The following is a 21,851-nucleotide window of genomic DNA, read 5'->3' as shown; positions in this document are numbered from 1 at the left end:
TGGAATCCCCAATGTCCGACCGCCTGACCCTGCTGCGTCCCGACGACTGGCATATTCATCTTCGCGATGGTGCTGCGTTACCCCAAACTGTGGCCGATGTAGCGCGCACGTTCGGCCGTGCCATCATCATGCCTAACCTGGTACCGCCGGTCCGTAATGCCGCCGAAGCCGACGCCTATCGCCAGCGTATCCTCGCTGCACGGCCGGCCGGCAGCCGCTTCGAACCGCTGATGGTGCTCTACCTGACCGACCGCACCCAACCTGACGAAATTCGCCAGGCCAAAGCCAGCGGTTTCGTGCATGCCGCCAAGTTGTACCCGGCGGGCGCGACCACCAACTCAGATTCCGGCGTAACCAGTATCGACAAGATCCTGCCAGCCATCGAAGCCATGGCCGAAGTCGGCATGCCGTTGCTGATCCACGGTGAAGTCACCCGTGGTGATGTCGACGTATTCGATCGTGAAAAGATCTTCATCGACGAGCATATGCGCCGTGTGGTCGAGCTGTTCCCCACCCTCAAGGTGGTGTTCGAGCACATCACCACAGCCGATGCCGTGCAGTTCGTCACCGAGGCCTCGGCCAACGTCGGCGCGACGATCACCGCACATCACCTGCTCTACAACCGCAACCACATGCTGGTGGGCGGGATTCGGCCGCACTTCTATTGCCTGCCGATCCTCAAGCGCAACACCCATCAGGTGGCCTTGCTGGACGCGGCAACCAGCGGCAACCCGAAGTTTTTCCTCGGCACCGACTCCGCCCCCCACGCCCAGCACGCCAAGGAAGCCGCATGCGGCTGCGCCGGTTGCTACACCGCGTATGCGGCGATCGAGTTGTACGCCGAAGCGTTCGAACAGCGTAACGCCCTGGACAAACTCGAAGGTTTCGCCAGCCTCAACGGCCCACGTTTCTACGGCCTGCCGGCGAATACCGACCGCATTACCCTGGTCCGCGAAGACTGGACCGCCCCTGCCAGCCTGCCGTTCGGCGAGCTGACCGTCATCCCGCTGCGCGCCGGTGAAACACTGCGCTGGCGCCTGCTGGAGGAAAGCAAGTGAGTGAAGATCATTTCGACGACGAACACGAGCACAGTGGTGGCGGCTCCCGTCACCCGATGGCCGAGCGGTTTCGCGGTTATCTGCCGGTTGTCATCGACGTAGAGACCGGTGGTTTCAATTGCGCCACCGACGCGCTGCTGGAAATCGCCGCTACTACCATCGGCATGGATGAACAGGGCTTCGTGTACCCGGAACACACCCACTTCTTTCGTGTCGAGCCATTCGAAGGCGCCAACATCGAGGCGGCGGCCCTGGAGTTCACCGGGATCAAGCTGGACCACCCCCTGCGCATGGCCGTGAGTGAAGAGGCGGCACTGACCGATATCTTCCGTGGCGTGCGTAAGGCACTGAAGGCCAATGGCTGCAAACGTGCGATCCTGGTGGGACACAACAGCAGCTTCGACCTGGGGTTCCTGAACGCGGCCGTGGCTCGGCTGGACATGAAACGCAATCCGTTCCATCCGTTCTCCAGCTTCGACACGGCCACCCTCGCCGGCCTGGCTTATGGCCAGACGGTATTGGCCAAGGCGTGCCAGGCAGCGGGTATCGACTTCGACGGTCGCGAGGCCCACTCGGCACGCTACGACACCGAGAAGACCGCCGAGCTGTTCTGCGGCATCGTCAACCGCTGGAAAGACATGGGCGGCTGGGAAGACTTCAACGACTGAAAGGGCTCTGCGGTGAGCGGGCTTGCCCTGACTTTTTCGTAGGACGGCATTTACGCTTATTGCCCCGCTCACTACAGGGGCATCGCCCAGGCATAAAAAAACCGGCCTTCTCAGGCCGGTTTTTTTGTACCGCGATTCTGGCTTACAGCTTGCCAGCGTTCTCGGTCAGGTAAGCCGCAACGCCTTCTGGCGAAGCGTTCATGCCCTTGTCGCCTTTTTTCCAGTTGGCAGGGCAAACTTCGCCGTGCTCTTCGTGGAATTGCAAAGCGTCGACCAGACGGATCAGTTCTTCCATGTTACGGCCCAGCGGCAGGTCGTTGATGATCTGCGAGCGCACAACGCCCTTGTCGTCGATCAGGAACGCGCCACGGAATGCCACGCCGCCTTCGGACTCGACGTCGTAGGCTTTGGCGATGTCGTGCTTCATGTCGGCAGCCATGGTGTATTTGACTTTGCCGATACCGCCATCATTGATGGCAGTGTTGCGCCAAGCGTTGTGGGTGAAATGAGAGTCGATGGAAACGGCTACCACTTCAACGTTGCGCGCCTTGAAATCGTCCATGCGATGGTCCAGAGCGATCAGCTCCGAAGGGCAAACGAAGGTGAAGTCCAGCGGGTAGAAGAACACCAGGCCGTATTTGCCTTTGATGGCTTCAGACAGTTTGAAGCTGTCTACGATTTCGCCATTGCCGAGGACGGCAGGTACGTCGAAATCCGGGGCTTGTTTACCGACGAGTACGCTCATTGGGTATCTCCTGATGCAGGGGTGACGATTGAAGTAAAAGGACCGGCCCTTGAGTCTGCCGCATTCCGGCGACAACCCTGTGACGCAGTCACGCTTCGTAAAGACCGACCATCATACACTGAAAAAACCGTTCGTCAGTGCGGGCGCAGTGCCAGCAACTACCCTACGAATCCACTTTGACAATCATTCTCGTTAACATTAAGATCCACCGCACTTAAGTCTTAAACCTGCGACGGTTCTCCTTATGTATGTCTGCCTCTGCACTGGCGTCACCGACGGACAAATCCGCGAAGCAATCTACGAAGGTTGCTGCAGCTACAAGGAAGTACGTGAAACCACCGGTGTTGCCAGCCAGTGCGGAAAATGTGCTTGCCTGGCCAAACAAGTGGTACGGGAAACCCTGACGCAGTTGCAGACCGCACAGACAGCGCTCCCCTATTCTGCAGAATTTACACACGCTTAAATCAGCGTGTTTTGAAGAACCGGACTTGGTGTCCGGTTTTTTTATGCCTGCAATTCAACTAGTTAGCGTCAAAACGCGGAACACAAACATTCTTATTCCTATTAATTTTCATTTATTATTCAATAACTTAGGTTTGACACCCAGTATTTCGCCGCTCAAACTCCGCCCTATACACAGCAATTACAGGGCAGGACCCCAGTCATGAAAGGCGACATTTCAGTCATCCAGCAACTCAACAAAATCCTTGCCAATGAACTGGTCGCGATCAATCAGTACTTTCTGCATGCGCGCATGTATGACGATTGGGGCCTGGAAAAGCTGGGCAAGCGTGAATACAAAGAATCCATCAAGGCCATGAAGGACGCGGACGCGCTGATCAAACGCATCCTGTTCCTGGAAGGCCTGCCGAACGTGCAGGACCTGGGCAAGCTGAATATCGGCGAACACTCCCAGGAAATGATCAGCAGCGACCTGAAGTTCGAACACAAGAGCCACAGCGACCTCAAGGCAGCCATTGCGCATTGCGAAAGCCAGGGCGACTTCGGCAGCCGTGAACTGCTGGAAGATATTCTGGAAGATCAGGAAGAGCATATCGACTGGCTGGAAACCCAACTGGGCCTGATCGACAAAGTCAGCCTGGAAAACTACCTGCAATCGCAGATGGGTGAATAACCCCGAAACGCAGGTACAAAAAAGCCCCGCTCTCTTGGAGAAGCGGGGCTTTTTATTGCGGGGCTTTTTTACAAAAGCACCTTACGCAAGCATCAAGCGTCAGTCTTGGCAGCGGCGTTTGCCGCGGCTTCCTTGATCAGCGCTTGCAGCGAGCCGTCAGCCGCCATCTCAACGATGATGTCGCTACCGCCGACCAGTTCACCGGCTACCCACAGTTGTGGGAAGGTAGGCCAGTTGGCGTACTTCGGCAGGTTGGCGCGGATTTCAGGGTTTTGCAGGATATCCACGTAAGCGAATTTCTCGCCACACGCCATGATGGCCTGGGAAGCTTTCGCGGAGAAACCGCACTGAGGAGCGTTTGGCGCGCCCTTCATGTAAAGCAGAATGGTGTTGTTGGCAATCTGCTCTTTGATCGTTTCGATGATATCCATGGAACACCTCTGCAGGAACTTCGCGACTCACAGGTCGGCACGGTGACGCATTGTAACGCAAAATTCCCGCGCAGTGCTCAGGCAGCTTATGCCGCCGCAACCCGTACGGGCACCCCGTTCAGCGCGGCATTCCCGGACAACTCATCCAACTGCCGTTCATCGGTCAAGTCATTCGCACTGGCCCCCGGCTGTCCGCTCGCAATGGCCATCTGCACGCCTGGCCGGCCATGGCCCCACCCGTGGGGCAAGCTGACCACGCCCGGCATCATGTCCAGACTGGCGAGCACTTCCACCTCGACCATGCCGATACGCGAACTGACACGCACCCGCTGACCGTCACTCAACTGACGTCGGGCCAGGTCTTCGGGGTGCATCAACAGCTGGTGGCGAGGCTTGCCTTTCACCAGACGGTGATAGTTATGCATCCAGGAATTATTGCTGCGTACGTGCCGGCGACCGATCAGCAACAGCTCATCGTCCTTGGGTACCGGTTGCACCGCGAAGCGCGCAAGATCCGCCAAAATCACCGCGGGCGCCGCCTGCACCTGGCCATTGGCCGTTTTCAGGCGTGCCGCAAGATTGGGCTTGAGCGGCCCCAAGTCCACGCCATGGGGATGATCGGCCAACATCGCCACTGACAATTTGTGGCTGGAAGCATCGCCATAGACGCCGGCGCGCAACCCGAAATCAATCATCTTCATGGGTTCCATCGTGGGTTTGAGCGCCACGCCGGTCAGCGTGGCAAACGCCTTGGCCAGGCCGACGAAAATCTCCCAATCGTGCAACGCACCCTCAGGCTTGGGCAGGATCGCGCGATTGAAACGAGTGACGTTGCGCACGGCGAACATATTGAAGGTGGTGTCGTAGTGGTCGTTCTCCAGCGCCGAGGTGGACGGCAGGATCAGGTCGGCATAGCGCGTGGTCTCGTTGATATAAAGGTCGATGCTGACCATGAACTCCAGGCCATCCAGCGCCTGCTCCAGCTGGCGGCCATTGGGCGTCGACAGCACAGGATTGCCTGCCACCGTCACCAGCGCCCGGATCTGTCCGTCACCTTCGGTCAACATTTCTTCGGCCAATGCCGACACGGGCAACTCACCGCCATACTCCGGACGCCCGGAAACCCGACTTTGCCAACGATTGAAATGTCCACCGCCGGTTGACGCCACCAGGTCCACCGCCGGTGTCGTGCACAACGCACCGCCGACACGATCCAGATTACCGGTCACCAGGTTGATCAGTTGCACCAGCCAATGACACAGGGTGCCGAAGGCCTGGGTCGAGACCCCCATTCGTCCATAGCACACGGCCTTGTCGGCGGCGGCAAAGTCTCGCGCCAATTGACGAATCTGCTCGGCGGGCACCGCACATTGGCGGCTCATCGCATCGGCGGTAAACCCGGCGATCGCCCGGCTCACATCCTCAAGACCTTCAACCGGCAAATGACTGGCGCGGGTCAGGTTCTCGCTGAACAACGTGTTGAGTACCCCAAACAACAGCGCGGCATCCCCTCCCGGGCGCACGAACAGGTGTTGATCGGCCATCGCGGCCGTCTCGCTGCGTCGTGGATCGACCACTACCACTTTACCACCACGGGCCTGGATGGCTTTCAGGCGCTTCTCCACATCCGGCACTGTCATGATGCTGCCATTGGACGCCAGCGGGTTGCCGCCAAGGATCAGCATGAAGTCGGTGTGGTCGATATCCGGGATCGGCAATAGCAGGCCGTGGCCATACATGAGGTGACTGGTGAGGTGGTGGGGCAATTGGTCCACCGAAGTCGCCGAGAACCGATTGCGCGTCTTGAGCAAGCCGAGGAAGTAGTTGCTGTGGGTCATCAGCCCGTAGTTGTGCACGCTGGGGTTGCCCTGATACACCGCCACCGCGTTCTGCCCATGGCGCGCCTGGATATCGGCCAGCCGCTCGGCGACGTGTGCGAATGCATCCTCCCAAGGGATCGGCTGCCACTCGCTGCCCACTCTCAGCATCGGTTGACGCAGACGGTCCGGGTCATTCTGGATATCTTGCAGCGCCACGGCCTTGGGACAGATATGCCCACGGCTGAACGTGTCCTGCGGGTCCCCCTTGATCGAGGTAATCGCCAGGTGGCCGTCGTCGGCCAGGGTGGTTTCCAGGGTCAGGCCGCAGATGGCTTCACACAGATGGCAGGCTCGGTGGTGGAGAGTCTTGGTCATGGCCAGTCTCTTTTATAGGGGCTTTGGCCCAGACTATGGACCCAGCCCCGCGGAGTCGCCAGCACCGTTCGCCTTGTGAATCGATGGCTATCAGGCCAAGCCATGTGTCTAAGCATGAGCAAATGTTTCAGACGTTTCCCACACGGTCTCTGAAACCGACACAGCCTGGCCTGGGCCCGCCCTCGCGCATTGCAAAAGGTTGCAACGCCAGTGTACAAATGCCCCGCTGCCGCCAGGAATCAGTCTTCAAAAGCGCCCTCGCGCCCTTCTTGAACACCCTTAAAATCGTAGCCCTATTGGTAAGACGCGACATTTAGTGTCAATATCGCGCCTTCCCCTATTTCGTCGCCCCGTGCGGCTTTCGCCGCAGGTCTCGCCCGTTGTCACAATAAACAAGGCTTTGAGTATCTGCGGTCTGTTGCAAAAGGTAGTTAATGATGAGCGCAAGGCACTTTCTCTCCCTGATGGCTTGCACGCCCGAAGAGCTGGTCAGCGTGATCCGTCGAGGCATTGAGCTTAAAGACCTGCGTAACCGCGGCGTACTGTTTGAGCCTTTGAAAAACCGCGTGCTCGGGATGATCTTCGAGAAGTCCTCGACCCGCACCCGCTTATCGTTCGAAGCCGGCATGATCCAGCTGGGCGGCCAGGCGATCTTCCTGTCACCGCGCGATACCCAACTGGGTCGGGGTGAGCCGATCAGCGACTGCGCCATCGTCATGTCGCGCATGCTGGATGCGGTGATGATCCGTACGTTCGCCCACAGCACATTGACCGAATTTGCCGCCAACTCCCGCGTACCGGTGATCAACGGCCTGTCCGATGACCTGCATCCCTGCCAATTGCTGGCCGACATGCAAACCTTCCTTGAGCATCGCGGCGCGATCCGGGGCAAGACCGTGGCCTGGATCGGCGATGGCAACAACATGTGCAACAGTTATATAGAAGCGGCGATCCAGTTCGACTTCCAACTGCGCATCGCTTGCCCCGAAGGCTATGAGCCCGAGGTGCGCTTCCTGGCGCAGGCCGGTGACCGCGTCACCGTGGTGCGCGACCCGCGCGATGCCGTGATCGGTGCGCATCTGGTCAGTACCGACGTCTGGACCTCCATGGGCCAGGAAGAAGAAACCGCCCAGCGCCTGGCCTTGTTCGCACCGTTCCAGGTCACCCGCGCGTTGCTCGACCTGGCCGCGCCGGATGTCTTGTTCATGCACTGTCTGCCAGCGCATCGTGGCGAAGAAATCAGCCTCGACCTGCTGGACGACCCGCGCTCGGTCGCCTGGGACCAGGCCGAAAACCGCCTGCACGCGCAGAAGGCCCTGCTCGAGTTCCTGGTAGAGCCGGCGTATCACCACGCATGAGTCATGCTCTTCTGCTGAACCTGCGCAACCTGGCATGCGGCTATCAAGATCAACGGGTGGTGCAGAACCTCAACCTGCACCTCAATGCCGGCGACATCGGCTGTCTGCTGGGGTCCTCGGGCTGCGGCAAAACCACCACCCTGCGTGCAATTGCCGGGTTTGAACCGGTGCATGAAGGCGAAATCAGCCTGGCCGGCGAAGTCATCTCCAGCGCAGGTTTCACCCTGGCGCCAGAGAAGCGCCGGATTGGCATGGTATTCCAGGATTACGCTCTGTTTCCTCATCTGAGCGTGGCCGACAACATCGCCTTCGGCATTCGCAAACACCCGCAAAAAGACCGCGTGGTCGCCGAGTTACTCGAACTGGTCAACCTGAAGAACCTGGGCAAGCGCTTTCCCCACGAGCTTTCCGGCGGCCAGCAGCAACGTGTCGCCCTCGCTCGCGCCCTGACGCCGGAGCCGCAACTGTTGCTGCTCGACGAACCGTTCTCCAACCTCGACGGCGAGCTGCGGCGCAAGCTCAGCCATGAAGTGCGTGACATTCTCAAGGCGCGCGGCACCAGTGCGATCCTGGTGACCCATGACCAGGAAGAAGCATTCGCCGTCAGTGATCAGGTAGGGGTTTTCAAAGAGGGTCGCCTTGAGCAATGGGACACGCCCTACAACCTCTATCACGAGCCGCAGACGCCTTACGTGGCGAGCTTCATCGGCCAGGGCTATTTCATTCGTGGCCAGTTGAGTTCGCCGGAATCGGTCAGCACTGAACTGGGCGACCTGCGCGGTAATCGCGCCTACACCTGGCCTACAGGTGGCGCGGTGGACGTGTTGCTGCGCCCGGATGACATCGTTTATGCACCGGACAGCGCCTTGAAAGCGCGGATTGTCGGCAAGACCTTCCTCGGCGCCTCGACCTTGTACCGCTTGCAGCTGCCAACGGGTGCTCAACTGGAATCAATCTTCCCCAGCCATGCCGATCATCAGGTCGGGGCGGACGTCGGCATTCGTGTTGCGGCTGAACATCTGGTGCTGTTCCAGGCATCAGGCAGCGTTGCCGCGCTCCTCCCTCACGCCGACTCTGGCGTACGCCGCAACAACCCGGCATAAGCACCTATCAGGCCCGGCCAATTTCCGCGAATTTGGCCTGGGTATGTTCAGCCAGCACGGCCGCCGGCAGCTCAACCTCCAAGCCCCTCCTCCCCGCGCTGACAAAAATCGTCGCAAACGGTTGTGCCGTCACATCGATGAACGTGCGCAAACGCTTCTTCTGACCCAGTGGGCTGATACCGCCCAACAAGTAACCCGTGGCGCGTTGCGCCGACAACGGGTCGGCCATCTCGACTTTTTTCACCCCTGCCGCCTGGGCCAGGGCTTTTAGATCCAGACTTCCGACGACCGGCACGACCGCCACCAGCAACTCACCTTTCTCGCTGCTGGCCAGCAGCGTCTTGAACACCTGCGCCGGGTCGAGCGCCAGCTTTTCCGCCGCTTCCAAGCCATAAGACGCCGCCTTGGGGTCGTGTTCATAACTGTGAATACGATGTTCGGCGCGAACTTTTTTCAACAGGTCCAATGCGGGGGTCATGAGCGCTCCAGGCTGGGCAAACTGATGGCCAATTCTAGGCCAAGTGCGCACAAAACGCTCTAGTGCAACCCTTGGATAACCGTCACGCAATGCGCATCGCATGATCATTCACCACACCAATAGTTCGAAAATGACCAATGGTTCACTTTCGACCTTTGACAGGCGCCATTCTTGTCTATATTTTTTCGTTTCCGAATACTGTAGGAATAACCCCTGCAGCACTCGAGCAGTAAACCGTGGGCCAGGATGGGGATCCTTTTCCACGGTGAAAGTCGACGCTCGCCCTTTGCGACGAGACAACAGACAACAACAAAAACAGAGGTTTTCCATGACAACTGCTCTTCAACAGCCTTCACTTTCGAGCCAATGCATGGCCGAATTCCTGGGGACTGCGCTCCTGATCTTCTTCGGTACCGGTTGTGTGGCTGCGCTCAAGGTCGCGGATGCCAGCTTCGGGTTATGGGAAATCAGTATTATCTGGGGGGTCGGCGTAAGTATGGCGATCTACCTGAGCGCCGGTATTTCCGGGGCTCACCTCAACCCGGCAGTCAGTATTGCCCTGTGTATTTTCGCCGATTTCGAAAAGCGCAAACTGCCCTTCTATATCCTTGCCCAGATCGCCGGTGCGTTTTGCTCCGCAGCATTGGTCTATACGCTCTACAGCAACCTGTTTTTCGATTACGAACAAACTCACCATATGGTTCGCGGCTCCCAGGCCAGCCTGGAGTTGGCGTCGGTGTTCTCCACCTACCCCCATGCGCTGCTGAGCACCGCCCAGGCGTTCCTGGTAGAGATGATCATCACCGCTATCCTGATGGGCGTGATCATGGCCCTCACCGACGACAACAACGGTCTGCCGCGCGGCCCGTTGGCGCCCCTGCTGATCGGCCTGCTGATTGCAGTGATCGGTAGCGCCATGGGCCCGCTGACCGGCTTTGCGATGAACCCGGCGCGTGACTTCGGCCCCAAGCTGATGACCTTTTTCGCCGGTTGGGGTGAAATAGCCTTCACGGGTGGTCGCGATATTCCTTACTTCCTGGTGCCGATTTTCGCTCCGATCATCGGCGCATGCCTCGGCGCTGCAGCCTATCGCGGGTTGATTGCCCGTCACCTGCCGAGCGCCGCACCGGCTGCTTCTGAAACAACTGACACCGCCGTCAACGGCAAGACGCATATTTCCTGATCGCGCCAGCCTGGCGCCCACTGCCCTTTTCGCGGCCCAGGCTGATTACTGACTTCCTTACTTCCGTCCAAGGCAATCGACATGACCGACATTCAGAACAAGAACTACATCATTGCCCTTGATCAGGGCACCACCAGTTCGCGGGCGATCATTTTTGATCGGGACGCCAACGTGGTATGCACCGCCCAGCGTGAATTCGCTCAGCATTACCCGCAGGCTGGCTGGGTCGAACATGACCCGATGGAAATCTTCGCCACCCAGAGCGCAGTGATGGTCGAGGCCCTGGCCCAAGCCGGCCTGCACCATGACCAGGTTGCCGCCATCGGCATCACCAACCAGCGTGAAACCACTGTGGTGTGGGACAAAGTCACCGGTCGCCCGATCTACAATGCGATCGTCTGGCAGTGCCGCCGCAGCACGGAGATCTGCCAGCAGCTCAAGCGCAATGGCCATGAGCAATACATCAGCGACACCACGGGCCTGGTTACCGACCCGTACTTCTCCGGCACCAAGCTCAAGTGGATTCTCGACAACGTCGAAGGCAGCCGCGAGCGTGCGCGCAACGGCGAGCTGCTGTTCGGCACCATCGACAGCTGGCTGATCTGGAAATTTACCGGCGGCAAGACCCACGTTACCGACTACACCAACGCCTCGCGCACCATGCTCTTCAACATCCACACCTTGGAGTGGGATGCGAAAATGCTGGAGATTCTCGACATCCCTCGGGAAATGCTCCCGGAGGTGAAGTCCTCCTCCGAAATCTACGGCCGCACCAAAAGCGGCATCGCCATCGGCGGCATCGCCGGTGATCAGCAGGCCGCCCTGTTCGGCCAGATGTGCGTCGAAGCGGGCCAAGCCAAGAACACCTACGGCACCGGTTGTTTCCTGCTGATGAACACCGGCGATAAAGCCGTGAAGTCCAAGCACGGCATGCTCACCACCATTGCCTGCGGCCCGCGCGGCGAAGTGGCCTACGCCTTGGAAGGCGCGGTCTTCAACGGTGGCTCCACCGTGCAGTGGCTGCGTGATGAGTTGAAAATCATCAATGACGCCCACGACACCGAATACTTCGCCGGCAAGGTCAAGGACAGCAATGGCGTATACCTGGTGCCGGCGTTCACCGGCCTGGGCGCTCCGTACTGGGACCCCTACGCCCGCGGCGCGCTGTTCGGCCTGACCCGCGGCGTACGCGTGGATCACATTATTCGTGCAGCCCTGGAGTCTATTGCCTACCAGACTCGCGACGTCCTCGACGCCATGCAGCAGGACTCGGGCGAACGCCTCAGGGCTCTGCGTGTAGACGGCGGTGCAGTGGCCAACAACTTCCTGATGCAATTCCAGGCCGACATCCTCGGTACTCAGGTCGAGCGCCCGCAAATGCGCGAAACCACGGCCCTCGGTGCGGCTTACCTGGCGGGCCTGGCGTGTGGCTTCTGGGGTAGCCTGGAGGAGTTGCGCGGTAAAGCAGTGATCGAGCGCGAATTCGAACCACAGCTCGATGAGGCAGCCAAGGAGAAGTTGTACTCAGGCTGGCAGAAAGCGGTCAGCCGCACCCGCGACTGGGAGCCCCACGAAGGCGCCGAATAAGCCAACTGCCGGATCCATATCGGGTTGTAACTGGCGGGGAGCCGCTTGCTGCGTCATCATGGGCCACTTTTTGTATGGCAGCCCAAAGGACGCCCCATGAATCTGCCTCCCCGCCAACAACAAATCCTCGAACTGGTCCGCGAACGCGGCTACGTCAGTATCGAGGAAATGGCGCAGCTGTTCGTTGTCACCCCGCAAACCATCCGCCGCGATATCAACCAACTGGCGGACGCCAATCTGTTGCGCCGCTACCATGGCGGCGCGGCCTATGATTCCAGTGTCGAGAACACGGCATACGCCATGCGTGCCGACCAAATGCGCGATGAGAAACAGCGCATCGGTGAAGCCATCGCCGCACAAATTCCCGACCATGCCTCTTTGTTCATCAATATCGGCACCACCACCGAATCCATAGCCCGTGCGCTGCTCAATCACAACCACCTGAAAATCATCACAAACAACCTCAACGTCGCCGCCATGCTCAGTGCCAAGGACGACTTCGATGTGTTGCTGACCGGTGGCAATGTGCGCCGGGACGGCGGTGTGGTGGGCCAGGCCAGCGTCGATTTCATCAACCAGTTCAAGGTCGATTTTGCCTTGGTGGGCATCAGCGGCATCGACGAAGACGGCAGTCTGTTGGATTTCGATTATCAGGAAGTAAGGGTTTCCCAGGCGATCATCGCCAATGCACGCCAAGTGATCCTGGCGGCGGACTCCAGCAAGTTCGGGCGCAACGCCATGATTCGCTTGGGGCCGATCAGCCTGGTGGATTGCCTGGTGACCGACCAGCAGCCGGTGCCGGCGTTGGTACAGTTGCTCAACCAGCACAAAGTTCGCCTGGAAGTCGTTTAGCGCCTGTCCGGCCGTGATCGGAGCAGGCCTCCTCCCGCATTGACTGTGCTCCCTTGCTGGAACCCGGTTGAATGAGGGAGGGGCCAGCTCCGGTGTTCAGCCCTTATTCTGGAGCCCGCCCCGGGTTCATGTTCACAAATTTTCCTTTTTCCGTCCTTCGATGAGTTTTTTCAATCGAAGTTGGGTGGCTGTGGGCGTGTTTATCAGCTACCATTTTCGCAAATGAACATTAATGTTCGAATTCAAAGACGAAAAGATCGCGAGGCCAGCCGATGACCCCTTCCACCTTGCCTGCTCCACCGCTTGCCGAAGTCTATGACGTTGCCGTAATCGGTGGCGGGATCAATGGCGTCGGCATTGCAGCAGACGCAGCCGGGCGCGGGTTGTCGGTATTCCTTTGCGAAAAGGACGACCTCGCCAGCCACACGTCTTCTGCCAGCAGCAAGCTGATTCACGGCGGCCTGCGGTACCTGGAACATTACGAGTTCCGCCTGGTGCACGAAGCCCTGGCCGAACGTGAAGTACTGCTGGCCAAGGCCCCGCACATCGTCAAGCCGATGCGTTTCGTGTTGCCGCACCGTCCGCATCTGCGTCCGGCATGGATGATTCGCGCCGGCCTGTTCCTGTACGACCACTTGGGCAAGCGCGAGAAACTTGCAGGCTCCAAAAGCCTCAAGTTCGGCCCTGACAGTCCGCTGAAAAGCGAAATCACCAAAGGCTTCGAATATTCCGACTGCTGGGTCGATGACGCCCGCCTGGTGGTACTCAACGCCATGGCCGCCCGCGAGAAAGGCGCACATATCCATACCCAGACCCGTTGCGTCAGTGCACATCGCAGCAACGGCATGTGGGAAATGGACATGGAGCGTGCCGATGGCAGTCTGTTCTCGATCCGCGCCCGGGCGCTGGTGAACGCCGCAGGCCCGTGGGTCGCCAAGTTCATCAAGGATGACCTGAAGCTGGATTCGCCCTACGGCATCCGCCTGATCCAGGGCAGCCACCTGATCGTGCCGAGGCTGTACGAAGGCGCCCACGCGCACATCCTGCAGAACGAAGACCAGCGCATTGTCTTCACCATTCCGTATCAGGACCACCTGACCATCATCGGCACCACTGACCGTGAATACACCGGCGACCCGGCTAAAGTGGCGATTACCGAAGGTGAAACCGACTACATGCTCAATGTAGTCAACGCCCACTTCAAGAAGCAGCTGAGCCGTGACGACATCGTCCACACTTACTCCGGTGTACGCCCGCTGTGCAACGATGAGTCGGATAACCCATCGGCCATCACCCGCGACTACACCCTGGCACTGTCCGGCGGTAACGGTGAAGCGCCGATCCTGTCGGTATTCGGCGGCAAGCTGACGACCTACCGTAAGCTGGCCGAGTCGGCGATGGCACAGCTGGCGCCGTTCTTCACCCATATGCGTCCAAGCTGGACCGCAACAGCCAGCCTGCCCGGCGGCGAAAACATGACCACACCACAAGCCCTGGCCGACGCCATTCGCAGCAAATTCGCCTGGGTACCGCGCGAAATTGCCCAGCGCTGGGCGACCACGTATGGCAGCCGCACCTGGCGCCTGCTGGAAGGCGTGCAATCGCTGGCTGACCTGGGCGACCACCTGGGTGGTGGCCTGTACACCCGTGAAGTCGATTACCTGTGCGCCGAAGAATGGGTGACACAACCGCAGGACGTGTTGTGGCGCCGTACCAAACTGGGCCTGTTCACCACCCCGCAGGAACAGGAAAACCTGCAGCGGTACCTGTCCAAGGTGGAACAGAACCGCGCCAAGATCGAAGCAGCCTGAGCCATAAGCCACTCGCCGAAGCCCCTGCACCTTAAGGTCCAGGGGCTTTTTTATAGCCCCATGCCCATTCGGTTTTCCGAACGGCATCCCCTGCACCATTCGGTTTACCGTATTGCACCGGTGTAAAACCGCCGTCATACAAATTTAATATCCATGTAAATCAGTCAGTTAACCTTTTACTTCGGGTATGGCACGAGTCATGCTCTACACTTCCTGACGATTGCCTGAGACGCCTCAGGAGCCGTTACAGGCATTCGCTGTACAAGAGAGCCGTCTAGCCGGCTTCATAAAAAAAACAAATGTCGAGGAAGTATTGATGCGCATCGTTCCCCATATTCTGGGCGCAGCTATCGCTGCTGCTCTGATCAGCACTCCAGTTTTCGCCGCCGAGCTTACCGGCACGCTGAAGAAGATCAACGATTCCGGCACCATCACGCTCGCACACCGCGACAGCTCCATTCCGTTTTCCTACATCGCGGATGGTTCGGGCAAACCTGTCGGCTACTCCCACGACATTCAAGTGGCTGTCGTCGAGCAACTGAAAAAAGACCTGAACAAGCCCGACCTGAAGACCAAGTACAACCTGGTCACCTCGCAAACCCGTATCCCGCTGATCCAGAACGGCACTGCGGATCTTGAGTGCGGTTCCACCACCAACAACGCCGAACGCGCCCAGCAAGTTGATTTCACCATCAACATCTTCGAAATCGGCACCCGTCTGCTGGTCAAGAAAGACAAGGATGGCAAGCCGAGCTACGCCGACTTCGCCGACCTGAAAGGCAAGAACGTCGTGACCACCGCCGGCACCACCTCCGAGCGCATCATCAAGGCGATGAACGCCGACAAGCAGATGGGCATGAACGTCATCTCCGCCAAAGACCACGGCGAATCCTTCCAGATGCTGGAAAGCGGCCGCGCCGTTGCCTTCATGATGGACGACGCCCTGCTCGCCGGTGAAGAAGCCAAGGCCAAGAAGCCGGACGACTGGGTCATCACCGGTACTCCACAATCCTTCGAAGCCTACGCCTGCATGGTTCGTAAAGACGACCCAGCCTTCAAGAAAGCTGTCGATGACGCCATTGTTGCCCTGTTCAAATCCGGCGAAATCAACAAGATCTACAGCAAGTGGTTCGAAAGCCCGATCCCACCTAAAGGCCTGAACCTGAAATTCCCGATGAGCGACAAGGTCAAGGAGCTGATAGCCAACCCAAGCGACAAGCCAGCGCCTGACGTAAAAATCTGAGACCTGACTAAGCTTATCTCCTGAGGGAGCCAACGCTCCCTCAGGCGTCTGTTACTACCTGCTGGCTTTAATTTGGAACACTCGACCTGGCGGTTTTCGAGCCGATCGCGTGTGCCTGGCGTTCACTGTCAGGCGGGAAAGGATCTTCCCCAAGCGGGTGCTTGTACATCGATCGATCTCGAGGGGAGACCCTAATGAATTACAACTGGGACTGGGGCGTATTCTTCAAGTCCACCGGCGTGGGCAGCGAGACTTATCTCGACTGGTACATCGCCGGCCTGGGCTGGACCATCGCCATCGCTGTCGTGGCATGGATTATCGCCTTGCTGCTGGGCTCCATACTGGGGGTCATGCGCACCGTGCCAAACCGTCTCGTATCGGGCATCGCGACCTGCTACGTGGAACTGTTTCGTAACGTGCCGCTGCTGGTTCAGCTGTTCATCTGGTACTTCCTGGTACCCGACATGCTGCCGCAGAACCTGCAGGACTGGTACAAACAAGACCTCAACCCGACCACCTCGGCCTACCTGAGCGTTGTCGTGTGCCTGGGCCTGTTCACCGCCGCTCGAGTGTGCGAGCAGGTGCGCACCGGCATCCAGGCGCTGCCACGCGGCCAGGAATCCGCCGCGCGCGCCATGGGCTTCAAGCTGCCGCAGATCTACTGGAACGTGCTGCTGCCCCAAGCCTACCGGATCATCATTCCGCCGCTCACCTCGGAATTCCTCAACGTCTTCAAGAACTCCTCCGTGGCGTCCTTGATCGGCCTGATGGAGTTGCTGGCGCAAACCAAGCAGACCGCCGAGTTCTCGGCCAACCTGTTTGAAGCTTTCACCCTGGCCACATTGATCTACTTCACCCTGAACATGAGCCTGATGTTGCTGATGCGCCTGGTCGAGAAGAAAGTCGCCGTGCCCGGCCTGATCTCCGTGGGGGGTAAATAATGGACTTCGATTTCAGCGGCATCATCCCCGCCATCCCCGGCCTGTGGAACGGCATGCTCATGACCCTGCAACTGATGGTCATGGGCGTGGTCGGCGGCATCGCGCTGGGTACGCTCCTCGCGCTGATGCGCCTGTCGTCCAACAAACTGCTGTCGCGCCTGGCCGGCGCTTATGTGAACTACTTCCGCTCGATCCCGCTGCTGCTGGTGATCACCTGGTTCTACCTGGCGGTACCGTTCGTGTTGCGCTGGATCACAGGCGAGGACACCCCGATCGGCGCGTTCACATCCTGCGTCGTGGCCTTCATGATGTTCGAAGCCGCGTACTTCTGTGAAATCGTGCGGGCCGGCGTGCAGTCGATCCCCAAGGGCCAGATGGGCGCAGCCCAAGCGATGGGCATGACCTATGGCCAGACCATGCGCCTGATCATCCTGCCCCAGGCGTTCCGCAAGATGACCCCGTTGCTGCTGCAACAGTCGATCATCCTGTTTCAGGACACCTCGCTGGTCTACACCGTGGGCCTGGTGGATTTCCTCAACTCCGCCCGTTCCAACGGCGACATCATTGGCCGCTCCAATGAGTTCCTGATCTTCGCCGGTGTCGTCTACTTCATCATCAGCTTTTCCGCCTCGCTGCTGGTCAAGCGTCTGCAAAAAAGGTTTGCCGTATGATCTCTATCAAGAACATCAACAAGTGGTATGGCGACTTCCAGGTGCTGACCGATTGCAGCACCGAGGTTAAAAAAGGCGAAGTGATCGTGGTGTGCGGGCCATCGGGCTCGGGCAAGTCCACCCTGATCAAATGCGTCAACGCGCTGGAACCGTTCCAGAAGGGCGACATCGTGGTCGACGGCACCTCCATCGCCGACCCGAAGACCAACCTGCCGAAACTGCGCTCGCGCGTGGGCATGGTCTTTCAGCACTTCGAACTGTTCCCACACCTGACCATCACCGAAAACCTGACCATCGCGCAGATCAAGGTGCTCGGCCGCAGCAAGGAAGAAGCCACCAAGAAGGGCCTGCAACTGCTTGACCGCGTTGGCCTGTCGGCTCACGCACACAAGCATCCGGGCCAACTGTCCGGCGGCCAGCAGCAACGGGTGGCGATTGCTCGCGCCCTGGCCATGGACCCGATCGTCATGTTGTTCGACGAACCCACTTCGGCCCTCGACCCGGAAATGGTCAACGAAGTGCTCGATGTGATGGTGCAACTGGCACAGGAAGGCATGACCATGATGTGCGTGACCCACGAAATGGGCTTTGCCCGTAAAGTGGCCGACCGCGTGATTTTCATGGATGCCGGCAAGATCATCGAAGACTGCCCGAAAGAAGAGTTCTTCGGCGATATCAGCGCGCGCTCCGAACGCGCGCAGCACTTCCTCGAGAAAATCCTGCAGCACTAAAAAGCAACTCGCTCCTGCAGTCGGGGGGAGAAGTAGCTGACCCAAGGCATCTGTGATGAAATGCGACCCCAACCAATTTCGCGCCGCACCGCCATCACTTGCCGTGAAACCACGTCTGATTCGCCAACTGTTCCTGCCGCCGTTGATCATTGCCCTGATGATCGGCCTGGGCTACATCGGCTTCTGGGTCAGTGAGTTCTATGGCATCCGCACGCTCAGCGACAATGGCGAACGCCAGTTGGAGCTGCACGCCCGCACCGTCGAAAGCGAACTGAGCAAATACACCTACCTGCCCAGCCTCCTGGAGTTGGAGTCCAGCGTTTCCCAACTGCTGGCCGATCCGAATCAGGAGACGCGCAAAACCGTCAACGATTACCTGGAGGGCCTGAACCGACGCAGTCGCAGCCGGGCCATCTACGTGATGGACACCACCGGCCGTGTACTGGCCACCAGTAACTGGCGCGATGCCGACAGTTACCAGGGTGAAGACCTGTCCTTCCGTGCCTATTTCCAGAACGCCGTGCGTGGCCAACCCGGCCGTTTCTACGGCATCGGCAGCACCAACGGCGAACCCGGCTATTACCTGGCCCACGGCCTGGAAGAGCACGGCAAGATCATCGGCGTGGCCGTGGTCAAAGTGCGTCTCGAAGCCCTGGAAGAACGCTGGCAACGGGCACGCCTCGAAGCGTTTGTCAGCGATGAAAACGGCATCATCATCCTCTCCAGCGACCCGGCCCGCCGACTCAAGGCCGTGCGCCCACTGAGCGATGACACCAAGGAGCGCCTGGCCCACAGCCTGCAGTATTACTGGGCGACCCTGAACGAGCTGCAACCCCTGGCCCGCGAGCGCCTCAACGAGGGCACCGAGAAACTCACCTTTCCGGCCAACAGTGAAGTGGTGAACGACGAACATGCGGTCAGCTACCTGGCACAAACCCGTCCGCTCAACGACACGCCATGGAATTTCACCTTGCTGACGCCGCTCAATGACCTGCGCCGCGCGGCAATCAATCAAGGCATCCTGGTGGCCGTCGCCTTCGGCCTGGTGGCCTTTCTGCTGATCGCCTGGAACGAACGGCGCAAGGTCATCGCCACCCGCCTGGCTGCCCGCGAAGCCTTGCAGGAAGCCAACAGCCAGTTGGAGCGGCGGATTGCCGAACGCACCGCCGACCTGCGTGCCAGCAACGAACGGCTCAAGGGTCAGATCCGCGAACGGCGCCAGGCCGAAGAAACCCTACGCCGCGCCCAGGATGAACTGGTACAGGCGGGCAAGTTGGCAGCCATCGGGCAGATGTCCACCAGTATCGCCCATGAATTGAACCAGCCGCTGGCGGCCCTGCGCACGCTGTCGGGCAACACCGTGCGCTTCCTTGAGCGCGGCGCCCTCGACACCGCCAGCGCGAACCTCAAGACCATCAACGAACTGATCGACCGCATGGGCCGCATCACCGCCAGCTTGCGCTCGTTCGCCCGACGCGGTGACGACCAGGGCGAAGCCAACCTCGGCAAAGCCGTGGACGCCGCGTTCGAGTTGCTGGGGGCGCGTCTGGACGGCTTGCCGATAACCCTTCATCGCAACTTCGCCAACGCCCAGCTGCAGATCGACCAGACGCGCCTGGAACAGATCCTGGTCAACCTGATCGGCAACGCCCTTGACGCCATGCAGGCACAGCCGGCGCCGGCACTGTGGCTGGACGGCCACAGCGCCGACGGCAAATACCGCCTGCAAGTACGCGACAACGGTCACGGTGTCGACCCCGAGGCACGCAAACATTTGTTCGAACCGTTCTTCACCACCAAGCCAGGCGAACAGGGCCTGGGCCTGGGCCTGACCCTTTCGGCCAGCCTCGCGGCGGCCACCGGCGGCAACCTCGCCGTGGAACACCCGGCCACTGGTGGTACCGCCTTTGTCCTGTGCTTGCCGCTGGCAGGCGCTCAAACAGCTGAGTCGACATGAATACAGACGCCACAGTCCCCAAGGACGACCTCACCGTCCTGATCGTCGAAGACGACCCCCATGTATTGCTCGGCTGCCAACAAGCCCTGGCACTGGAAGATATCCACAGTGTGGGCGTAGGCAGTGCCGAAGAAGCGCTCAAGCGCATCGGCGAGAATTTTGCCGGCATTGTGATCAGCGATATTCGCCTGCCGGGCATCGACGGCCTGGAGCTGTTGACCCGCCTGAAGGCCCGGGATAAAAGCCTGCCGGTGGTACTGATCACCGGCCATGGCGATATCTCCATGGCGGTGGGCGCCATGCGCAACGGCGCCTACGACTTCATGGAAAAGCCCTTCTCCCCCGAGCGTCTGGTCGATGTGGCGCGCCGCGCCCTGGAGCAACGCGGCCTGGCAAGGGAAGTGTGGGCGCTGCGCCGTCAGTTGGCTGAGCGCGACTCCCTGGAAGGCCGCATCATTGGCCGCTCGCCGGCCATGCAGCATCTGCGCGAACTGATCGCCAACGTCGCCGACACCTCGGCCAACGTGCTGATCGAAGGCGAAACCGGTACCGGCAAGGAACTGGTCGCGCGTTGCCTGCACGATTTCAGCCGGCGCCACGCCCACCAGTTCGTCGCGTTGAACTGCGGCGGCCTGCCGGAGAACCTGTTCGAAAGCGAGATTTTCGGTCACGAAGCCAACGCGTTTACCGGCGCCGGCAAGCGCCGCATCGGCAAGATCGAACATGCCCACGAAGGCACGCTGTTCCTCGATGAAGTGGAAAGCATGCCGATCAACCTGCAGATCAAATTGCTGCGGGTGTTGCAGGAGCGCACGCTCGAACGCCTGGGCTCGAACCAGAGCGTGGCGGTGGATTGCCGGGTCATCGCCGCCACCAAAGCCGACCTCGACGAGTTGAGCCGCGCCAGCCAGTTCCGCAGCGACCTGTACTACCGCCTCAATGTGGTGACCCTGGAATTGCCACCGCTGCGCGAACGCCGCGAAGACATCCTGCAACTGTTCGAACACTTCCTGCAGCAGTCGTCCCTGCGTTTCGACCGCGCCGCGCCGGAGCTGGATAACCAGACCCTCTCGAGCCTGATGAGCCACGACTGGCCCGGTAACGTGCGCGAACTGCGCAACGTCGCCGAACGTTTCGCCCTGGGCCTGCCCGCCTTCAAGAAAAGTGGCGCCAGCAGCGGCAATCAGGGCCTGGCCTTCACCGAAGCGGTTGAAGCCTTCGAGCGCAACCTGCTCAACGACGCCCTGCAACGCAGCGGCGGTAACCTGACACAAGCCAGCCAGGAGTTGGGGATGGCCAAGACCACCCTGTTCGACAAGGTCAAGAAATATGGCTTGAGCCACTAAGGAGCGCACAGTGGATCTGCTATTGAAAGCCGCATTGGGCGCGGCGGTGGTGTTGATTCTGGCCGCACTGGCCAAGACCAGGAATTACTACATCGCAGGGCTGGTGCCGCTGTTTCCAACCTTTGCGCTGATCGCCCATTACATCGTGGGAAAAGGCCGGTCGTTGGACGACTTGAAGACCACGATCCTGTTCGGGATGTGGTCGATCATTCCGTATTTTGTGTATTTGGCGACACTGTATGTGATGGTGGATCGGCTGCGGCTGGAAGCCTCTTTAGCCGTGGCAGCGGTCGCATGGCTGATCGCAGCGACGGTGTTGGTGAGCATCTGGGTACGCGTGCACACCTGACACGCGCCC

General features: G+C 59.6%; 21 protein-coding genes. 17 read left to right on the top strand and 4 right to left on the bottom strand.

The features are described from left to right. Nucleotides 1-11: 11 nt before the first annotated feature. Together pyrC and rnt are read left to right on the top strand one after the other, a co-directional pair. Nucleotides 12-1,058: a dihydroorotase gene (pyrC, locus tag M5B97_RS07545; RefSeq protein ID WP_248731160.1), complete on the top strand. Its 1,047-nt coding sequence runs from the start codon at nt 12-14 to the stop codon at nt 1,056-1,058. Then, complete coding sequence (rnt, locus tag M5B97_RS07540) at nt 1,055-1,726, top strand: ribonuclease T (RefSeq protein WP_060753949.1); 672 nt, start codon at nt 1,055-1,057, stop codon at nt 1,724-1,726. Before pyrC ends, rnt begins: the two co-directional genes overlap by 4 nt. 142 nt (nt 1,727-1,868) lie before the next feature. Here the strand turns inward: rnt and M5B97_RS07535 are convergent, their stop codons facing one another. Further along, nucleotides 1,869-2,471: a peroxiredoxin gene (locus tag M5B97_RS07535; RefSeq protein ID WP_003172097.1), complete on the bottom strand. Its 603-nt coding sequence runs from the start codon at nt 2,469-2,471 to the stop codon at nt 1,869-1,871. Nucleotides 2,472-2,715: 244 nt separating this feature from the next. Between M5B97_RS07535 and M5B97_RS07530 the strand changes: the two genes are divergently transcribed. Together M5B97_RS07530 and bfr are read left to right on the top strand one after the other, a co-directional pair. After that, nucleotides 2,716-2,934: a bacterioferritin-associated ferredoxin gene (locus M5B97_RS07530; protein WP_123714789.1), complete on the top strand. Its 219-nt coding sequence runs from the start codon at nt 2,716-2,718 to the stop codon at nt 2,932-2,934. Nucleotides 2,935-3,135: 201 nt separating this feature from the next. Then, nucleotides 3,136-3,606 (top strand): bacterioferritin, encoded by a 471-nt coding sequence (gene bfr / locus M5B97_RS07525; RefSeq protein WP_123714788.1) that lies wholly within the window; start codon nt 3,136-3,138, stop codon nt 3,604-3,606. Between the two features lie 92 nt (nt 3,607-3,698). On the opposite strand, the gene grxD is transcribed toward bfr, so the two are convergent. After that, the gene (grxD, locus tag M5B97_RS07520) at nt 3,699-4,037 is read right to left on the bottom strand and encodes a Grx4 family monothiol glutaredoxin (RefSeq protein WP_065906770.1); all 339 of its coding nucleotides are present in this window, start codon (nt 4,035-4,037) and stop codon (nt 3,699-3,701) included. Nucleotides 4,038-4,123: 86 nt separating this feature from the next. Beyond that, entirely contained in the window at nt 4,124-6,232 is a 2,109-nt protein-coding gene (locus M5B97_RS07515; RefSeq protein WP_248731159.1) for a molybdopterin oxidoreductase family protein, read from the bottom strand. Nucleotides 6,233-6,669: 437 nt separating this feature from the next. On the opposite strand from M5B97_RS07515, the gene argF reads away from it, so the two are divergent. Both argF and M5B97_RS07505 read left to right on the top strand, forming a co-directional pair. Continuing rightward, nucleotides 6,670-7,590: an ornithine carbamoyltransferase gene (argF, locus tag M5B97_RS07510; RefSeq protein ID WP_248731158.1), complete on the top strand. Its 921-nt coding sequence runs from the start codon at nt 6,670-6,672 to the stop codon at nt 7,588-7,590. Continuing rightward, a complete protein-coding gene (locus M5B97_RS07505) occupies nt 7,587-8,693 on the top strand; it encodes an ABC transporter ATP-binding protein (RefSeq protein ID WP_248731157.1) in 1,107 nt (368 codons plus the stop codon). Before argF ends, M5B97_RS07505 begins: the two co-directional genes overlap by 4 nt. A 7-nt stretch (nt 8,694-8,700) precedes the next feature. On the opposite strand, the gene ybaK is transcribed toward M5B97_RS07505, so the two are convergent. Then, nucleotides 8,701-9,171 carry a Cys-tRNA(Pro) deacylase gene (ybaK, locus tag M5B97_RS07500; RefSeq protein ID WP_123714784.1) on the bottom strand — a complete coding sequence of 157 codons (471 nt, stop codon included), beginning with the start codon at nt 9,169-9,171 and terminating at the stop codon, nt 8,701-8,703. Nucleotides 9,172-9,499: 328 nt separating this feature from the next. Between ybaK and M5B97_RS07495 the strand changes: the two genes are divergently transcribed. The 11 genes from M5B97_RS07495 to M5B97_RS07445 all read left to right on the top strand — a co-directional run bounded on the left by M5B97_RS07495 (nt 9,500) and on the right by M5B97_RS07445 (nt 21,842). Then, nucleotides 9,500-10,354, top strand: coding sequence for an MIP/aquaporin family protein (locus tag M5B97_RS07495; protein WP_248731156.1), 855 nt, complete (start codon nt 9,500-9,502; stop codon nt 10,352-10,354). Between the two features lie 81 nt (nt 10,355-10,435). Further along, complete coding sequence (gene glpK / locus M5B97_RS07490) at nt 10,436-11,941, top strand: glycerol kinase GlpK (RefSeq protein ID WP_123714782.1); 1,506 nt, start codon at nt 10,436-10,438, stop codon at nt 11,939-11,941. 96 nt (nt 11,942-12,037) lie between these two features. Further along, the gene (locus M5B97_RS07485; RefSeq protein WP_123714781.1) at nt 12,038-12,793 is read left to right on the top strand and encodes a DeoR/GlpR family transcriptional regulator; all 756 of its coding nucleotides are present in this window, start codon (nt 12,038-12,040) and stop codon (nt 12,791-12,793) included. Nucleotides 12,794-13,065: 272 nt separating this feature from the next. Continuing rightward, a complete protein-coding gene (gene glpD / locus M5B97_RS07480) occupies nt 13,066-14,604 on the top strand; it encodes a glycerol-3-phosphate dehydrogenase (RefSeq protein ID WP_248731155.1) in 1,539 nt (512 codons plus the stop codon). Nucleotides 14,605-14,920: 316 nt separating this feature from the next. After that, nucleotides 14,921-15,847, top strand: coding sequence for a glutamate/aspartate ABC transporter substrate-binding protein (locus tag M5B97_RS07475; RefSeq protein ID WP_134658374.1), 927 nt, complete (start codon nt 14,921-14,923; stop codon nt 15,845-15,847). Between the two features lie 194 nt (nt 15,848-16,041). Then, nucleotides 16,042-16,788 carry an amino acid ABC transporter permease gene (locus M5B97_RS07470; protein ID WP_134658376.1) on the top strand — a complete coding sequence of 249 codons (747 nt, stop codon included), beginning with the start codon at nt 16,042-16,044 and terminating at the stop codon, nt 16,786-16,788. After that, nucleotides 16,788-17,459 carry an ABC transporter permease subunit gene (locus M5B97_RS07465; RefSeq protein WP_248731154.1) on the top strand — a complete coding sequence of 224 codons (672 nt, stop codon included), beginning with the start codon at nt 16,788-16,790 and terminating at the stop codon, nt 17,457-17,459. Before M5B97_RS07470 ends, M5B97_RS07465 begins: the two co-directional genes overlap by 1 nt. Continuing rightward, complete coding sequence (locus M5B97_RS07460) at nt 17,456-18,190, top strand: amino acid ABC transporter ATP-binding protein (RefSeq protein WP_060753935.1); 735 nt, start codon at nt 17,456-17,458, stop codon at nt 18,188-18,190. Before M5B97_RS07465 ends, M5B97_RS07460 begins: the two co-directional genes overlap by 4 nt. 55 nt (nt 18,191-18,245) lie before the next feature. Next, on the top strand, nt 18,246-20,147 hold the full coding sequence (locus M5B97_RS07455; RefSeq protein ID WP_123714778.1) for a sensor histidine kinase: 1,902 nt from the start codon (nt 18,246-18,248) through the stop codon (nt 20,145-20,147). Next, nucleotides 20,144-21,493 carry a sigma-54 dependent transcriptional regulator gene (locus tag M5B97_RS07450; RefSeq protein ID WP_123714777.1) on the top strand — a complete coding sequence of 450 codons (1,350 nt, stop codon included), beginning with the start codon at nt 20,144-20,146 and terminating at the stop codon, nt 21,491-21,493. The genes M5B97_RS07455 and M5B97_RS07450 overlap by 4 nt, the downstream gene beginning before the upstream one ends. A 10-nt stretch (nt 21,494-21,503) precedes the next feature. Beyond that, nucleotides 21,504-21,842: a GlpM family protein gene (locus M5B97_RS07445; RefSeq protein WP_248731153.1), complete on the top strand. Its 339-nt coding sequence runs from the start codon at nt 21,504-21,506 to the stop codon at nt 21,840-21,842. The last annotated feature ends 9 nt before the right edge of the window (nt 21,843-21,851 follow it).

It is taken from the genome of Pseudomonas sp. MWU13-2517 (assembly GCF_023242545.1).
In the GTDB taxonomy this organism is placed as follows: domain Bacteria; phylum Pseudomonadota; class Gammaproteobacteria; order Pseudomonadales; family Pseudomonadaceae; genus Aquipseudomonas.
The sequence above is the reverse complement of the archived record's forward strand: the minus strand, read 5'-3'. Positions and strand labels throughout refer to the sequence as shown.

Coding starts and splice junctions, on each gene's coding strand:
- M5B97_RS07450 (WP_123714777.1), top strand. CDS start 20,144: ATGAATACAGACGCCACAGTCCCCAAGGACGACCTCACCGTCCTGATC.
- M5B97_RS07485 (WP_123714781.1), top strand. CDS start 12,038: ATGAATCTGCCTCCCCGCCAACAACAAATCCTCGAACTGGTCCGCGAA.
- argF (WP_248731158.1), top strand. CDS start 6,670: ATGAGCGCAAGGCACTTTCTCTCCCTGATGGCTTGCACGCCCGAAGAG.
- M5B97_RS07455 (WP_123714778.1), top strand. CDS start 18,246: ATGAAATGCGACCCCAACCAATTTCGCGCCGCACCGCCATCACTTGCC.
- M5B97_RS07465 (WP_248731154.1), top strand. CDS start 16,788: ATGGACTTCGATTTCAGCGGCATCATCCCCGCCATCCCCGGCCTGTGG.
- M5B97_RS07530 (WP_123714789.1), top strand. CDS start 2,716: ATGTATGTCTGCCTCTGCACTGGCGTCACCGACGGACAAATCCGCGAA.
- bfr (WP_123714788.1), top strand. CDS start 3,136: ATGAAAGGCGACATTTCAGTCATCCAGCAACTCAACAAAATCCTTGCC.
- grxD (WP_065906770.1), bottom strand. CDS start 4,037: ATGGATATCATCGAAACGATCAAAGAGCAGATTGCCAACAACACCATT.
- M5B97_RS07475 (WP_134658374.1), top strand. CDS start 14,921: ATGCGCATCGTTCCCCATATTCTGGGCGCAGCTATCGCTGCTGCTCTG.
- glpK (WP_123714782.1), top strand. CDS start 10,436: ATGACCGACATTCAGAACAAGAACTACATCATTGCCCTTGATCAGGGC.
- glpD (WP_248731155.1), top strand. CDS start 13,066: ATGACCCCTTCCACCTTGCCTGCTCCACCGCTTGCCGAAGTCTATGAC.
- pyrC (WP_248731160.1), top strand. CDS start 12: ATGTCCGACCGCCTGACCCTGCTGCGTCCCGACGACTGGCATATTCAT.
- M5B97_RS07515 (WP_248731159.1), bottom strand. CDS start 6,232: ATGACCAAGACTCTCCACCACCGAGCCTGCCATCTGTGTGAAGCCATC.
- ybaK (WP_123714784.1), bottom strand. CDS start 9,171: ATGACCCCCGCATTGGACCTGTTGAAAAAAGTTCGCGCCGAACATCGT.
- M5B97_RS07505 (WP_248731157.1), top strand. CDS start 7,587: ATGAGTCATGCTCTTCTGCTGAACCTGCGCAACCTGGCATGCGGCTAT.
- M5B97_RS07535 (WP_003172097.1), bottom strand. CDS start 2,471: ATGAGCGTACTCGTCGGTAAACAAGCCCCGGATTTCGACGTACCTGCC.
- M5B97_RS07495 (WP_248731156.1), top strand. CDS start 9,500: ATGACAACTGCTCTTCAACAGCCTTCACTTTCGAGCCAATGCATGGCC.
- M5B97_RS07460 (WP_060753935.1), top strand. CDS start 17,456: ATGATCTCTATCAAGAACATCAACAAGTGGTATGGCGACTTCCAGGTG.
- M5B97_RS07470 (WP_134658376.1), top strand. CDS start 16,042: ATGAATTACAACTGGGACTGGGGCGTATTCTTCAAGTCCACCGGCGTG.